The following is a 15,076-nucleotide window of genomic DNA, read 5'->3' on the forward strand; positions in this document are numbered from 1 at the left end:
TCAGGTGGCCAGAGTGTTGGCGTGGCGGCCCAGGGTGAAGACGGCAATGGTCTGCACCTGGTCTTGGGCCTGGTCTTGCAGACTGCGCGCGGCAGCCGACAGTTCTTCGACCAGTGCTGCGTTTTGCTGGGTGCTTTGGTCCAGGTGCTGTACGGCGATGCCAATTTGTGCCATGCCGCTGCTTTGCTCGACACCGGCGCTGCGGATGTCGGTCATGAGGGTGGTGACGCGCTGGATGGCGGTGACGGCTTCCTGCATGGTGGCGCCGGCGGTGTCAACCAAGGCGGTGCCCTGGCTGACGCGCGCAACGCTGGCCTGGATGAGGTCTTTGATCTCTTTGGCCGCTGTGGCCGAGCGCCCCGCCAAGCTGCGCACCTCCGATGCCACGACGGCAAAGCCGCGCCCCTGTTCGCCCGCGCGTGCGGCTTCGACGGCGGCGTTCAAGGCCAGGATGTTGGTCTGAAAGGCAATGCCGTCGATCACGCCAATGATGTCAGCGATCTTGCCCGACGAGGTCTGGATGTCCTGCATGGTGGCCACCACCTGGCCCATCACTTGGCCGCCGCGCAGCGCGACGTTGCTGGCGCTGGTGGCCAGTTGTTCCGCTTGGCGCGAGTTGTCGGCGTTGTGTTGCACGGTGGCGTTGAGTTGCTCCATGGCGGCGGCAGTCTGCTCCAGCGCGCTGGCCTGTTGTTCGGTGCGGGTGGCCAAGTCGCTGTTGCCGGTAAAGATCTGGCTGGAGGCGCTGGCGACGTTTTCACCGCCACTGCGGATGTCAGCCACGATGTGCGTCAGTTGCTGTTGCATGGTGGCCAGCGCGCGCAGCACTTGGGCAGATTCGTCGTGGCCGGTGGTGGTGATGGGCTGGCTCAAGTCGCCCTTGGCAATGGTTTCAGCCGCCTCGATGGCCTGCTGCAGTGAGCGCGAAATGCCGCGCACCAGTACGGCGGTGAACAGGGCGGCAAACAGCAGGCCCGATACCACGGCCGCAATGGCGGCGGAGCGCAGGGTGGCGTAGCGGGCATCGGCCGCCTGGTAAGCCGCTTTGCCTTGCTCCAGCTGCCATTGCAGCAGTGCGTCAATGCCGACGCCGACGGGGGTGTAGAGGGTGCGTACCTTCTCGACCACGGACTGGGTGGCGGCGGGGATGTCGTGGGCGCGCAGTGCGGCCACGGTGGGCAGCAGACCTTCGCGGACAAAGCGGCCCCGGTTCTCGGTGAAGCTGGTGGCCAGTTGCACTTCGGCCGGGCTGTGTGGGCGCGCCAGGTAGCTGTTCCAGATGCGGGTGATGCTGGCGATATTCGTGTCCACCGCTGCCGTGTTGGCGCTGAGGGTGGCCTCGTCGGGCGTCACCAGCGCAGTCGCCAGCAGCACGCGCTGACGCAGCAGCAGCGCTTGAACCTGACCAATCTCTGCGGCCTTGCTCAGGTTCTCTTCGTACATGGCGTGCAGGGCAGCGTTGGATTGGCTGACACCCCACAGCCCCAGGCCGCCCATGGCCAGCACGAGCAATGACAGCAGACTGGCCAGAAGGGCCACGCGGGTCGAGATTTTGAAGCGGTTCATGGAAGGTGGTGGGGTTAGGCGCGCATTGGCAGGGCTGGGGTGGAGGGGGGTGAGATGGATGAAGTGGCGCTAGCCGCCCGCGTGGCTTGTTGTTCCAGCGATTGCTCGAACTGCGCCAGCGGCAGGGGCCGCGCAAACAGGTAGCCCTGGTAGGTCGGGCAATCCAGGCGCAGCAGAGCCTGGCGTTGTGCTTCGGTTTCAACACCCTCGGCGATCACGTCCATGCCGAGGTTGTGCGCCATATCGACCATGGTTTGCACCATGGCCTGGTCACTGGGGTCGGTGACGATGTCCTGCACAAAACTGCCATCGATCTTGAGCTGGTACAGCGGCAGTTGCTTGAGGTGCGAGAGCGACGAGTAGCCGGTGCCAAAGTCATCCAGGGAGAAGCGCACTCCCTGGCGGCGCAGCATCTGCATGGTGTTAATCGTGTCGGCAATGTCTTGCAGTACCAGGCTTTCCGTCAGCTCTAGCACCAATCGGGCCGGGTTGGCGCCGCTGTGCTGCAGGGCGCCTTGCACCTGGGTGACGAAATCGGGGTGGCTGAATTGGCGTGCGCTGACGTTCACGGCCAGCACCAGATCGCTGGTCAGCGCGCTGTCTTCCCAGCGCTTGAGCTGGAGACAGGCCTGCTGCAGCACCCATTCGCCCAGCACCAGGATCAGGCCCGAGTCTTCCGCGATCGGGATGAATACGCCAGGTGAAATGCTGCCAAATTGCGGGTGTGTCCAGCGCAGCAGCACTTCGGCGCCCAGGGCCTGGCGCTGGGCATTGACCTGGAGCTGGAAGTGCAACTGGAACTGCCCCGCATCGACCGCGCCGTGCAGCGCGCACTGCAGCGCGGTGCGGGCGTCGAGCTGGGCCTGCATGGCGGGGTTGAAGAAGCAAAAGCCGTTGCGCCCGTCGGCTTTGGCCTGGTACATGGCGACGTCGGCGCGTTTGAGCAGGTCTTTGGCGGTGGCGTTGTTGCGTTGAAATAGGCAGATGCCGATGCTGGCGCTGGTGCGCTGGATGTGGCCGGCCAGCGTGCTGGGTTTTTTCAGGATGGTGAGCAGTTGTTGTGCCACGTGCTTGACGTGTTCGCGCGCGCTGCTTTCCTGCGCTGGTAGATCGTTCAGGAGGATGACAAACTCGTCGCCACCGAGGCGCGCGATGGTACCGCGCTCGCCGATGACGCTGCGCAGGGACTGGGCGACCTCGACCAGCAGTTGGTCGCCCACTTCGTGGCCCTGGGTGTCGTTGATGGTCTTGAAGTTGTCCAGGTCTAGCAGCAACAGCGCACGGTGCTGGATGTCTTGACCGCTGGCCAGCAGGGCGGCCTCCATCCGTTCGCGCAGCAGCCGACGGTTGGGCAATTGCGTGAGCGGGTCGTAATAGGCCAGTTGGTGGATGGCTTTGGCGTTGGTATCCAGCGTGACCTGCAGGGTCTGCAGCGCGCGCATGACATCGCTGATTTCGTCGCTGCCCCGTAGGTCGATGGGGGTATCGAGCTTGCCGCTTTCAATGTGCCGAAACACTTGGATCACGTGCCGCAGCGGTCGGACGAGAGAGCGGATCAGCAGCACGCCCAGCAGACTCAGCAGCGCCATGGCGGTGAGCAGTGCACTGATGGAAATCCACCAGGTTTGCTGGTAGCGCTGCATGCCAGCGCCGTAGGTGGCCTGGGCGGCGTCGAGCTGCAGGTTGATCAGGGCCTGGATTTCCGTGTTGGTGCTCTCGTAGAGGGCTTGGGCGCGCGAGGCCGGCGCGCTGACGTCGCGGTAGGCCAGAGCGCGCAGGGCTTGGATGGCCGGCTGGATGGCTTCAACCACATATTGCTCGCGTCGGCGGATAAAGCGTTCTGCCAGCGGGTACTCTTGTGGGTTGTGGGTGCGTGCCTGGGCTTGGTGGGCGCGCCACAACTGGTCGATGTCCTCCATGTTGCGCTGCAGTGTGTCGGCCACGCCACGGGCTACGGCGGGGTCGCTGGGAGCGGCGGCTTCTCGCAGAGCGATCTGCAGTTGCAGTCGGTTGGCCAGCATCAGATGCGAAATGTGTGCCAGCGCCTGCATCGGCTTCATGCGCTCTTCATAGACCTGGCGCAGGCTTTCGTTGGAGGTGGCCAGACCTTGTATGCCCAGCGTGGCCAGCAGTACCGCCACCACGGCGGCCACGACCATCATGGCGGTCAGGCGCGTGCCGATACGAAAGTGGGAGAACAGGCCGTAGCCCCAGTCCCCGCTGCGGTACAGGGGAACGGTGATGCCCAAGCTGCGATCAGGGGATGTGTGGGGTGCCATAGCATGGGTCGAGGTGGGTGCTGATGTTGTCGTACCCAGCGTGCATTGAACGCCTCACCAGCGGCGACGTGTCAATGGTGTGTCCAGAGGCATTCAGCAGTTCAGCCATGGACTGGTTACGGTTGCGCAGGGGAACTTGCATTGGTTTTTAGAGATGTACTGAGCCGTGCGCTTTGGCAAGGGCCCCCGCCAGGCCGCCGAATGCAGGAACGCCACGCACCGCAGAAGATCTAAATGTAACTATTTCATTCAGAAAATTCTTTCTAATTCTTGCAAGAAGCGCTGGCGCAAGCACGCCGCAGTGCCCAGGCGCTGCTGAGGTGCGGTGTCTGCATGGCACACATCTCCCCACCTTTTGGGCCGAGAGGGCAGCAGCGGCCCAGCCAAAGCGTCGGGCTGGCAAGGCAATAAATCTGAACATAGGCACATGAACTCCTGGGCAGGCAGGATGGCTGGCTTGCGCTGGCTGGCGCAAGCGGCGGCGAGGCAGGTTCTGGGCCTCAGGAGACCGGGCTGCAAGGGCAGGGCAGCTCGGTAATTTGGTCACATTTGGGCGAACTATGTGACGATTTTCACAGAAAGTTGCGTTAATAGGGTCTTTTTGTGCCTAAGACTTTTGCACTATTGACAGTGCAGTTTTTCGCTGTTCTGGATGATTTCCACCGCAATATGGGCGATTTTTCGCCGTTGGGTGCGTGCCGCTGAGCGCAGCAGATCAAAGGCGGCGCTGCGCTGCAGTCGGTACTGCACCATGGTGATGCCAGTGGCGACGTTGATGTCACGGTCGCCGTCCAGCGCTTCTTGCAGTTGCTGTCGCGTCTGGCGCAGGGCATGGAGTTCGCGCGCACGCTGCAGCGCCGCTTCAATGGTCGGGCGGATCTGGCTGATGGCCAGGGGTTTGACCATGTAGCTGAGTGCGCCCAGGTGCGAAGCGTGCTCTACGGTGGCCGAGTCGCTGTAGGCGCTGAACACCAAGAAGGGAAGGTGCTGCAGGTCGCGCAGACGCTGTGCCAGAGCCAGGCCGCTGTGCCCCGGCATGTGCATGTCTAGGATGACCAGGTCGGGGCGCACGCCGCTGGTGAGTAGTGCTTCGGCATCGTCCACCGATTCGGCAGTGCTGGTGCGGTAGCCGGCCGCACGCAAGCCAGCCGCCATGGTGGCCAGAATCAGCCGGTTGTCGTCCACCAGCAGCAGATGGGCGGGGGCGGCGATCGTCGCAACAGTGGCCGTGGTGGCAGAGACGGCGCTGGTATTCATGGCAGCTCGCTGGTTTCGAAGAGGGCGCGCACGGTGGCGGCGACAAAGGCCACCAGTGCAGGAGAGGCACGGCGCAGAACCATGCGAATGCAGCGGGCCGTCCAGGCTTAAAAATAAGGGGAAAAATAGCCTCAACCCCTTGCCTGGTAAGCGCTATCAGCTACTATTTTCGCAGTAGTCGGGCCGCTTCCAGCGCGAAATACGTCAGCACGCCGTCGGCGCCGGCGCGCTTGAAAGCCAGCAGACTTTCCAGCATCACGGCGTCGTGGTCGAGCCAGCCGTTTTGCGCGGCGGCCTTGAGCATGGCGTATTCCCCGGACACTTGGTAGGCAAAGGTCGGCACCTTGAATTCGTCTTTGACGCGGCGCACCACGTCCAGGTACGGCATACCGGGTTTGACCATCACCATGTCGGCGCCTTCGGCGATGTCCAGCGCCACCTCGCGCAGCGCTTCATCGGTGTTGCCGGGGTCCATCTGGTAGCAGTTCTTGTCGGCCTTGCCGAGCGCGCCGCGCGTGCCGACGGCGTCACGGAATGGGCCGTAGAAGGCGCTGGCGTACTTGGCGCTGTAGGCCATGATGCGGGTGTGGATGTAGCCATGCTGTTCTAACGCGGTGCGGATGGCGCCAATGCGCCCGTCCATCATGTCGCTGGGCGCCACGATATCCACGCCGGCGACGGCATGGGTGACGGCCTGGCCGGTCAGCACCTTGACCGTGTCGTCATTGAGGATGTAGCCGGTTTCGTCCAGCAAGCCGTCCTGGCCGTGGCTGGTATAGGGGTCGAGCGCCACGTCGGTCATGATGCCCAGCTCGGGGAATTGCGCTTTCAGCGCCCGCACCACGCGCGGAATCAGGCCGTCGGGATTGAGGGCTTCCTTGCCATCGGGGGATTTGAGCGCCGGATCAATCGACGGAAATAGCGCCATCACCGGAATGCCCAGACGCACGCATTCTTCGGCCACCGGTAGCAGCAGATCCAGGCTCAATCGATCGACCCCGGGCATCGACGACACGGCTTGGCGCAGGTTCTGGCCCTCGTGCACAAACACCGGATAAATCAGATCGTGTGGCGTCACCGCGTGCTCGCGCACCAGGTTGCGGGTGAAGGTGTCGCGGCGCAGACGGCGTGGACGGTTGCTTGGAAAGGGGGGTGGGCTGGAGAGATGCATGGTGAAAATTGTGCCCCATTCGGCGCAGCGCCAGCCCAGCCCACTAAACTGGCGCGATGTTGTGGGTCAAATCTTTTCATATTGTCTTCATTGCCAGCTGGTTTGCTGGCCTTTTTTATTTGCCGCGCATCTTCGTCAATCTGGCGATGGTGGCGCCCGGCTCGGTGGCTGAGCGGGACCGCCTGCTGCTGATGGCGCGCAAGCTGATGCGCTTTACCACGTTGCTGGCCGTGCCAGCGGTGGCGCTAGGCCTCTGGTTGTGGGCTGGCTACGGCATTGGCTGGGGGCCGGGCAATGCCTGGATGCACGCCAAGCTGGCGCTGGTGTTGTTGGCGCTCGGCTACCACCATGCCTGCAGCGTGATGCTGCGCAAATTGACCGCCGGTACCAGCCAGCGCAGCCATGTCTGGTTTCGCTGGTTCAACGAGGTGCCGGTGCTGCTGCTGCTGGCCATCGTGGTGCTGGTGGTTGTCAAGCCGTTCTGACCGGCGCTGAGTCGGCCTGCACTGCCCCGCGTTGCCATGCACAAAACCTCGGCTTGGCCTTTGGCACTGGTGTACGCGGCGCTGATCGTTTTTGCCAGCCTGTTTCCCTTCGAGGGCTGGCGTGCGCAAGGCATTTCGCCGGACGTGTTCCTGTGGGCGCGCATTCCGCCGCCGTACTGGACCGGCTTTGACGTCACCATCAATGTGCTGGGTTATGCGCCGCTCGGGTTTTTGCTGGCGCTGGCGCTGCTGCGCACCGGCTGGCCGCGCAGCGCGGTGCTGGTGGCGGCGCTGGCGGGCGCCCTGCTGTCGCTGTGCATGGAGTATTTGCAGATTTACCTGCCCCAGCGCGTGCCTTCCAATCTCGATCTGGTGCTGAACGCCGCTGGCGCCCTGTGCGGCGCGCTGCTGGCGGCGCTGCTGGAACGTCTGGGTGCCATCGACCGCTGGAGCCAAGTGCGTAACCGCTGGTTTGTGCCCGATGCGCGTGGCGCGCTGGTGCTGCTGGCGCTGTGGCCATGGGCCCTGTTGTTTCCTGTCGCCGAGCCGTTTGGTCTGGGCCAGGGGCTGGAGCGCTTGGAAGCGGCGCTGCTGGAGCTCCTCGACGGCACGCCGTTCCTGCCTTGGTTGCCGGTGCGCGAGGCGGCCCTCTCGACACTCTCGCCGGCGGGCGAGCTGCTGTCCGTAGCACTGGGGCTGTGGGGACCGTGCCTGCTGGCGTATAGCGTGATCCGCCATGCCGGGCGGCGCGTTGTTTTTGCGCTGGCGGTGGTGGTGGTGGGTATCGCCGCTACCGCCTTGTCTGCCGCGCTCAGTTATGGGCCGGCACACGCCTGGGAGTGGCTCAGCATGCCGGTGCGCGCCGGCCTGTGGGTGACGCTGGTGCTGGCTGCACTGGGTCTGGCGCTGCCCCGGCGCGCTTGCGCTGTGCTGTTGCTGCTGGTGCTGGCGGTACACTTGAGTCTGCTCAACGACGCGCCCACCAACGCGTATTTGGCACAAACCCTGCAGGCCTGGGAGCAGGGACGGTTCATCCGTTTCTTTGGCATTGGCCAATGGCTGGGCTGGCTCTGGCCTTATGCCACCCTGGTCTATGTGTTGCTGCGCGCTTCGCGCCGTGAGCACGTTCCTAAAATGGTGCCATGACTGAAGCCACCCCCCCTACCACCACAGCACCGGCGCCCGGATACTTCGCGCGCCACATCTTCTTTTGCACCAACGAACGCGCCAACGGCGAAAACTGCTGTGCCCAGCATGCCGCGCAGGCGGCGTTTGACCACTGCAAAAAACAGGTCAAGCAAGCCGGCCTGGCTGGCCCGGGCAAGGTGCGCGTGAACAAGGCGGGTTGCCTGGACCGCTGCGCCGCTGGCCCGGTGGCGGTGGTCTATCCCGATGGCGTCTGGTACAGCTATGTGGACAACGCCGATATCGAGGAAATCGTCGAATCGCACCTGAAAAATGGCCAGGTGGTCGAGCGTTTGCTGATTCCACCGGAACTTGGACGCTGACCGGCGCTCTACCCGGTAGGCCATTTTTTCGGCTCTTTTAAGCCTCCAGCCCAAGTGCAGCAAGCGCTTGTAGCTACAAAATTAATAGTTTCACCATGAATGTACACACTGAACGCCTGCGCCTGCTCGGCACCGCCGGTGCCATCGAGGCCGTGCGCGACGCCGCTGCCGTGGCACCCGGCAGCGCACCGCGCGGCGTGGCCGTCATTGCCCACCCGCATCCGTTGTTTGGCGGCACGCTGGACAACAAGGTGGTGCAAACCCTGGCGCGCGCTGTGGTGCAGTGCGGCTGGACGGCGGTGCGCTTTAATTTTCGCGGCGTCGGTGCCAGTGATGGCGTACACGACGAGGGGCGCGGCGAATTGCAGGACTTCTTATCAGTGGTCGAACAAGTGGCGCCCGAGGGGCCGCTGGTGCTGGCCGGTTTTTCGTTTGGTGCCTTTGTCACCAGCCATGCGCTGGCCACGCTGTGGTCGCAGCGCAGCATTGCGCACGCCGTGCTGGTCGGCACGGCGGCCAGCCGCTTCGCCGTGGCTCCCGTGCCGCCCGAGGCGCACCTGCGCACCCTGGTGGTGCACGGCGAGCAGGACGATACCGTGCCGCTGGCCTCCGTGATGGACTGGGCGCGGCCGCAGGTACTGCCTGTCACAGTCTTGCCCGGTGGTGGCCATTTCTTTCACGGACAATTGCCGCTGCTGAAAAATCTGGTGGTGCGCCACCTGCACTCCGGCGTCTGATTGCCCTATCGCCCATGCTGCGGCCGCCTTTCGTCGGTGGCCGAGCAGATTTTCCTGCTTCCTTTTTTGACTGTTTTTCTACCCCCATGAAACGAATCCTGTCCGTGCTCCGTTCTTTTGCCCTGGCTGTCGGGGTGTCCTCGGCCACTTTGCTGGCCCATGCCCAGGCCATTCAGGCCCCCCAGCCGCCTGAAATTGCCGCCCGCACCTACATGTTGGTGGACGTGACCGCTAACCAGGTTTTGGCCGCCAAGGATATTGATTCCCCGGTAGAGCAGGCCTCGCTGACCAAGCTGATGACCGGTTACCTGGTGTTTGATGCCCTGCGCACCAAAAAAATCGACCTACAGCAGAAATTCCCCGTCAGCGTGCGCGCCTGGAAAATGCCAGGCTCGCGCATGTTCATCGACCCGAAGATGCAGGTGCCGGTGGATGACCTGATCAAAGGCATGATCGTGCAGTCCGGCAACGACGCCACCATGGCCCTGGCCGAGGGGGTGGGCGGGACCGCCGAGCAGTTTGTCAAACTGATGAACGACCAGGCTAAGGCCCTGGGCATGACGGGCACCAGCTATAAAAATCCCGAAGGCCTGACCGAACCCGGCCACTTGACCACGGCGCGTGACCTGAGCATTCTGGCCACCCGGCTGATGCAGGACTTTCCGCAGTACATGCACTACTACGCCACCAAGCAGTACAGCTACCCCGGTACGCCCGCGTCGAACGGCAACAACCGCAATTCGCTGCTGTTTCGCGACCCCACTGTCGATGGTCTGAAGACCGGCCATACGGCCGCCGCCGGCTACTGCCTAGTGTCCACAGCCAAGCGCGAGTTTCCGCAGGTCGGCACGCGGCGCCTGCTCTCTATCGTGCTCGGGGCCTCGAGTGAAAACGCGCGCGCCAATGAAAGCCAGAAATTGCTCAATTGGGGTTACACCGCCTTTGAGGCCGTGAAACTGTTCGATGCGGGTCAGCCGGTAGCCACCCCAGCCGTCTGGAAGGGCACAAGCAACACTGTCAAGATGGGACGCATCGAAGCCATCGTGGTAGCGGTGCCTGCAGGCAGCGCCGGCAAGATCACTACCCACATCTCGCACCAGGACCCGCTGGTGGCGCCGTTTGGCAAAGGCCAGGCCATCGGTGCCCTGAAGGTGTCGCTGGATGCAGAGCCATTGCGTGACGTACCACTGATCGCGCTGGACGGTGTCGAGCAGGCGGGCGTCATGGGCCGTGCCTGGGATGCAATGCGTTTGTGGATCAAGTAATTCACTGCACCGTCGGCGCAATTTTTCTTGTCAGTCAGCGCCTCTTCTGATAAATTAGAGGGCTTTTCGGAATTTCCGAGGAGTTCACGTTTTCGTTTTTTACGTTTAGGGACGACACTATTCATGCCAACCATTAACCAGCTCGTGCGACACGGGCGTGAGGTCGAGAAGACCAACTCTAAAAGCCCGGCGATGGAAAACTCGCCACAGCGCCGCGGCGTGTGTACCCGTGTGTACACCACGACGCCTAAAAAGCCTAACTCCGCTCTGCGTAAAGTCGCCAAAGTGCGCCTGACCAACGGTTTTGAGGTCATCTCCTACATCGGCGGCGAAGGCCACAACCTGCAAGAGCACAGCGTTGTGCTGGTGCGCGGCGGTCGTGTCAAGGATTTGCCCGGTGTGCGTTACCACATCGTGCGCGGTGCGCTCGACCTGCAAGGCGTGAAAGACCGCAAGCAGTCGCGCTCCAAGTACGGCGCCAAGAAGCCCAAGGCCAAATAAGCCCTGGCGCTGCCAAAAACAATCGGTGTTTGATGCGCCTGGCTGGCGATATCAAACGAAGTGACCCCAAGCGCGAATGTTTCGTGTGGGTCGAGTAAGTGGGGGTTTTTGATAACTCTCGCGGTGTCTGAAAAGATACCAACTGAAGCAATATGAGGTGAAACAATGCCACGTCGTCGCGAAGTCCCCAAACGTGAAATTCTGCCGGATCCAAAGTTCGGTAACGTAGAGCTGTCCAAATTCATGAACGTGATCATGGAAGGCGGCAAAAAAGCAGTCGCTGAGCGCATCATTTATGGCGCGCTCGAACTGATCGAGAAAAAGCACCCGGACAAAGACCCGCTGGAAGCTTTCGTGGTTGCTATCAACAACGTCAAGCCCATGGTCGAAGTCAAGTCGCGCCGCGTTGGCGGTGCCAACTACCAAGTGCCCGTCGAAGTGCGTCCTGTCCGTCGCCTCGCCCTGTCGATGCGCTGGCTCAAGGAAGCTGCACGCAAGCGCGGCGAAAAATCCATGGCCCAGCGCCTGGCCAATGAGCTGCTCGAGGCCACCGAAGGCCGTGGCGGCGCTATGAAGAAGCGTGATGAAGTGCACCGCATGGCCGAGGCCAACAAGGCTTTCAGCCACTTCCGCTTCTAAGCAATTGGCCTAAGTCTCGGTCAACACACAAGGCTGCTGGCATCTTTGCCTGCGGCCTTGTTCTGGTTGAGGCGGCCACAGAATTATCGGGCTGCGATGCAACCATGTGTGGCCTGACCCCCCTGTAAAAACGACCCATCAAGGATTCACATGGCTCGCAAGACCCCCATTGAGCGCTACCGCAATATCGGTATCTCGGCACACATTGACGCCGGCAAAACCACGACTACTGAACGTATTCTTTTCTATACGGGCGTAACCCACAAGCTGGGTGAAGTGCACGACGGCGCCGCCACCACCGACTGGATGGAGCAAGAGCAAGAGCGCGGTATCACGATTACCTCGGCCGCCGTGACTTGCTTCTGGAAGGGCATGGACCTGTCCTACCCTGAGCACCGCTTCAACATCATCGACACCCCCGGTCACGTGGACTTCACCATTGAAGTTGAGCGCTCGATGCGCGTCCTAGACGGCGCTTGCATGGTCTACTGTGCCGTGGGCGGCGTGCAGCCGCAGTCCGAAACCGTGTGGCGCCAAGCCAACAAATACAAGGTCCCCCGTCTGGCCTTCGTGAACAAGATGGACCGTACCGGTGCCAACTTCTTCAAGGTCGTCGAGCAGATGAAGTTGCGTCTGAAGGCCAATCCCGTGCCCGTGGTGATCCCAATCGGCGCCGAAGACAAGTTCCAGGGCGTGGTCGATCTGCTGAAGATGAAGGCCATCATCTGGGACGAAGCGTCTCAGGGCATGAAGTTCGATTACCAAGAGATCCCGGCGGACCTCGTGGAAACGGCCAAGGAATGGCGTGAAAAGATGGTGGAAGCTGCGGCCGAAGCCTCTGAAGAGCTGATGAACAAATACCTCGAAGAGGGCGACCTCTCCGAAGACGAGATCAAGTTCGGTCTGCGTACGCGCACGATCGCGACAGAAATCCACCCGATGCTGTGCGGCACAGCCTTCAAGAACAAGGGCGTGCAGCGCATGTTGGACGCCGTCATCGACTACCTGCCAGCACCCACAGACATTCCTGATGTGACCGGCACCGATGAGGACGAGCAGCCCATCACCCGCAAGGCCGACGACAGCGAGAAGTTCTCGGCACTGGCGTTCAAGCTGATGACCGACCCGTTCGTCGGTCAGCTGACCTTCGTGCGCGTGTATTCGGGGGTGCTGACCAAAGGCGACACCGTCTTCAACTCGATCAAGGGCAAGAAAGAGCGTATTGGCCGTATCGTGCAGATGATGGCCAACGACCGCGTCGAAGTGGACGAAATCCGCGCTGGCGATATCGCTGCCTGCGTCGGTTTGAAAGACGTGACGACCGGTGAAACCCTGTCTGACCTGAATTCGCCCATCATTCTTGAGCGCATGGTGTTCCCTGAGCCCGTGATCACGCAAGCCGTTGAGCCCAAGACCAAGGCTGACCAAGAAAAAATGGGTATTGCGCTGCAGCGTCTGGCTGCAGAAGATCCTTCTTTCCGCGTCAAGACCGACGAAGAGTCGGGCCAGACCCTGATCGCCGGCATGGGCGAGTTGCATCTGGAAATCATCGTGGACCGCATGAAGCGCGAGTTCGGCGTGGAAGCCAATGTCGGCAAGCCCCAGGTGGCCTACCGTGAAACCATCCGCAAGACGGTGGAAGACGCTGAAGGCAAGTTTGTGCGCCAGTCGGGCGGCAAGGGCCAATATGGCCACGTGGTGCTCAAGATCGAACCCAATGAGCCAGGCAAGGGCATTGAATTCATCGACGCCATCAAGGGTGGTGTGGTTCCGCGTGAATACATCCCCGCAGTGGAAAAGGGCATCAACGAAGCTGTCACGCAAGGCGTGCTGGCCGGCTACCCGGTGGTGGACGTCAAGGTCACGCTGCACTTCGGTTCGTACCACGATGTGGACTCGAACGAGCTGGCCTTCAAGATGGCTGCCATCTTTGGTTTCAAGGAAGGCTGCCGCAAGGCCAGCCCGGTGATCCTGGAGCCGATGATGGCCGTGGAAGTCGAAACGCCTGAAGACTACGCCGGCAACGTGATGGGCGATCTGTCCTCACGCCGTGGCTTGGTGCAAGGCATGGAAGACATCCCTGGCGGCGGCAAAGTCATCAAGGCCGAAGTGCCACTGTCGGAAATGTTTGGCTACTCGACTACGCTGCGCTCCGCGACGCAAGGCCGTGCCACCTACTCGATGGAATTCAAGCATTACAGCGAAGCCCCGCGCAACGTGTCCGAAGCCATCATGGCATCACGGGCTAAATAAGTCCCTGGGGATAGGCCAGCTTGGCTGCTCTGTCTCCTCTGATTAAATTTAGGTCAAATTAGCTTTTAACGCTTATTCAGTAAGCGCTATGAGCTACTAAATAAATAGCAAATTTTTTGCAGTCTGCGATCCGGTGCCGCCCCGTTGTCCTGTGCAGGGTGAATCAGCAATCGGATGCAGACGTTAAACCACAACACAGGCATTGCTCTTTGGAGAATTGAAAAATGGCAAAAGGAAAATTCGAGCGTAACAAGCCGCACGTCAACGTGGGCACGATTGGCCACGTGGACCATGGCAAGACGACGCTGACGGCAGCGATTGCCACGGTGCTGTCGAAGAAATTCGGCGGCGAAGCCAAGGACTACTCGCAGATCGACAACGCGCCTGAAGAAAAAGCGCGCGGTATCACGATCAACACCTCGCACGTCGAGTACGAAACAGGTGCGCGCCACTACGCACACGTCGATTGCCCCGGCCACGCTGACTATGTGAAGAACATGATCACCGGCGCGGCGCAAATGGACGGCGCTATCTTGGTGTGCTCGGCTGCTGACGGCCCTATGCCACAAACGCGCGAACACATCTTGTTGGCCCGCCAAGTGGGCGTGCCTTACATCATCGTGTTCCTGAACAAGTGCGACATGGTGGACGACGAAGAGTTGCTCGAACTGGTCGAAATGGAAGTGCGCGAGCTCCTCGACAAATATGATTTCCCAGGCGATGACACCCCGATCATTCGCGGTTCCGCCAAGCTGGCCCTCGAAGGCGACACTGGCCCGATGGGCGAAGAAGCCATCATGAAGCTGGCTGAAGCACTGGACACCTACATCCCCACGCCTGACCGCGCGGTCGACGGTGCTTTCCTGATGCCTGTGGAAGACGTGTTCTCCATCTCCGGTCGCGGCACCGTGGTGACGGGCCGTATTGAGCGCGGCATCATCAAGGTCGGTGAAGAAATCGAAATCGTCGGTATCAAAGACACCGTCAAGACCATCTGCACCGGTGTGGAAATGTTCCGCAAGTTGCTGGACCAAGGTCAAGCGGGCGACAACGTCGGCCTGCTCTTGCGCGGTACCAAGCGCGAAGACGTCGAGCGCGGCCAAGTGCTGTGCAAGCCCGGTTCGATCAAGCCACACACGCACTTCACCGCTGAAGTCTATGTGCTGAGCAAGGACGAAGGCGGCCGCCACACGCCTTTCTTCAACAACTACCGTCCCCAGTTCTACTTCCGCACAACGGACGTGACCGGTGCGATCGAGTTGCCTGAAGGCAAGGAAATGGTCATGCCTGGCGATAACGTGTCGATCACTGTCAAGCTGATCAACCCCATCGCCATGGAAGAAGGCCTGCGTTTTGCTATCCGCGAAGGTGGCCGCACTGTCGGCGCCGGTGTGGTTGCCAAAATCATCGCGTAA

Annotated in this window: 13 protein-coding genes; 9 read left to right on the top strand and 4 right to left on the bottom strand. The window is 61.5% G+C overall.

Going from position 1 to position 15,076, the window contains the following annotated elements:
- From Q390_RS20565 to hemB, 4 genes are all read right to left on the bottom strand, one after another.
- Positions 1-1,566 (bottom strand): methyl-accepting chemotaxis protein, encoded by a 1,566-nt coding sequence (locus tag Q390_RS20565; RefSeq protein ID WP_051603275.1) that lies wholly within the window; start codon positions 1,564-1,566, stop codon positions 1-3.
- Positions 1,567-1,580: 14 nt separating this feature from the next.
- Positions 1,581-3,845: a putative bifunctional diguanylate cyclase/phosphodiesterase gene (locus Q390_RS19625; RefSeq protein WP_084153944.1), complete on the bottom strand. Its 2,265-nt coding sequence runs from the start codon at positions 3,843-3,845 to the stop codon at positions 1,581-1,583.
- Between the two features lie 621 nt (positions 3,846-4,466).
- Positions 4,467-5,102 carry an ANTAR domain-containing response regulator gene (locus tag Q390_RS0114790; protein ID WP_084153945.1) on the bottom strand — a complete coding sequence of 212 codons (636 nt, stop codon included), beginning with the start codon at positions 5,100-5,102 and terminating at the stop codon, positions 4,467-4,469.
- Positions 5,103-5,265: 163 nt separating this feature from the next.
- Complete coding sequence (gene hemB, locus Q390_RS0114800; RefSeq protein ID WP_027996760.1) at positions 5,266-6,273, bottom strand: porphobilinogen synthase; 1,008 nt, start codon at positions 6,271-6,273, stop codon at positions 5,266-5,268.
- Positions 6,274-6,329: 56 nt separating this feature from the next.
- Between hemB and Q390_RS0114805 the strand changes: the two genes are divergently transcribed.
- The 9 genes from Q390_RS0114805 to tuf all read left to right on the top strand — a co-directional run bounded on the left by Q390_RS0114805 (position 6,330) and on the right by tuf (position 15,076).
- Positions 6,330-6,758 (top strand): CopD family protein, encoded by a 429-nt coding sequence (locus tag Q390_RS0114805; RefSeq protein ID WP_027996761.1) that lies wholly within the window; start codon positions 6,330-6,332, stop codon positions 6,756-6,758.
- 36 nt (positions 6,759-6,794) lie between these two features.
- Positions 6,795-7,904, top strand: a complete 1,110-nt coding sequence (locus Q390_RS0114810; protein WP_027996762.1) for a VanZ family protein — start codon at positions 6,795-6,797, stop codon at positions 7,902-7,904.
- On the top strand, positions 7,901-8,266 hold the full coding sequence (locus tag Q390_RS0114815) for a (2Fe-2S) ferredoxin domain-containing protein (protein WP_027996763.1): 366 nt from the start codon (positions 7,901-7,903) through the stop codon (positions 8,264-8,266). Before Q390_RS0114810 ends, Q390_RS0114815 begins: the two co-directional genes overlap by 4 nt.
- A gap of 95 nt (positions 8,267-8,361) precedes the next feature.
- On the top strand, positions 8,362-9,003 hold the full coding sequence (locus tag Q390_RS0114820) for an alpha/beta hydrolase (protein ID WP_027996764.1): 642 nt from the start codon (positions 8,362-8,364) through the stop codon (positions 9,001-9,003).
- A gap of 86 nt (positions 9,004-9,089) precedes the next feature.
- Positions 9,090-10,268: a D-alanyl-D-alanine carboxypeptidase family protein gene (locus tag Q390_RS0114825; RefSeq protein WP_027996765.1), complete on the top strand. Its 1,179-nt coding sequence runs from the start codon at positions 9,090-9,092 to the stop codon at positions 10,266-10,268.
- 123 nt (positions 10,269-10,391) lie between these two features.
- The gene (rpsL, locus tag Q390_RS0114830) at positions 10,392-10,769 is read left to right on the top strand and encodes a 30S ribosomal protein S12 (protein WP_027996766.1); all 378 of its coding nucleotides are present in this window, start codon (positions 10,392-10,394) and stop codon (positions 10,767-10,769) included.
- A 165-nt stretch (positions 10,770-10,934) separates the two neighbouring features.
- A complete protein-coding gene (gene rpsG, locus Q390_RS0114835; protein ID WP_027996767.1) occupies positions 10,935-11,408 on the top strand; it encodes a 30S ribosomal protein S7 in 474 nt (157 codons plus the stop codon).
- 150 nt (positions 11,409-11,558) lie between these two features.
- On the top strand, positions 11,559-13,661 hold the full coding sequence (gene fusA / locus Q390_RS0114840; protein WP_027996768.1) for an elongation factor G: 2,103 nt from the start codon (positions 11,559-11,561) through the stop codon (positions 13,659-13,661).
- A 224-nt stretch (positions 13,662-13,885) separates the two neighbouring features.
- A complete protein-coding gene (gene tuf / locus Q390_RS0114845; RefSeq protein WP_027996407.1) occupies positions 13,886-15,076 on the top strand; it encodes an elongation factor Tu in 1,191 nt (396 codons plus the stop codon).

The organism is Simplicispira psychrophila DSM 11588 (assembly GCF_000688255.1).
Taxonomy (GTDB): domain Bacteria; phylum Pseudomonadota; class Gammaproteobacteria; order Burkholderiales; family Burkholderiaceae_C; genus Simplicispira; species Simplicispira psychrophila.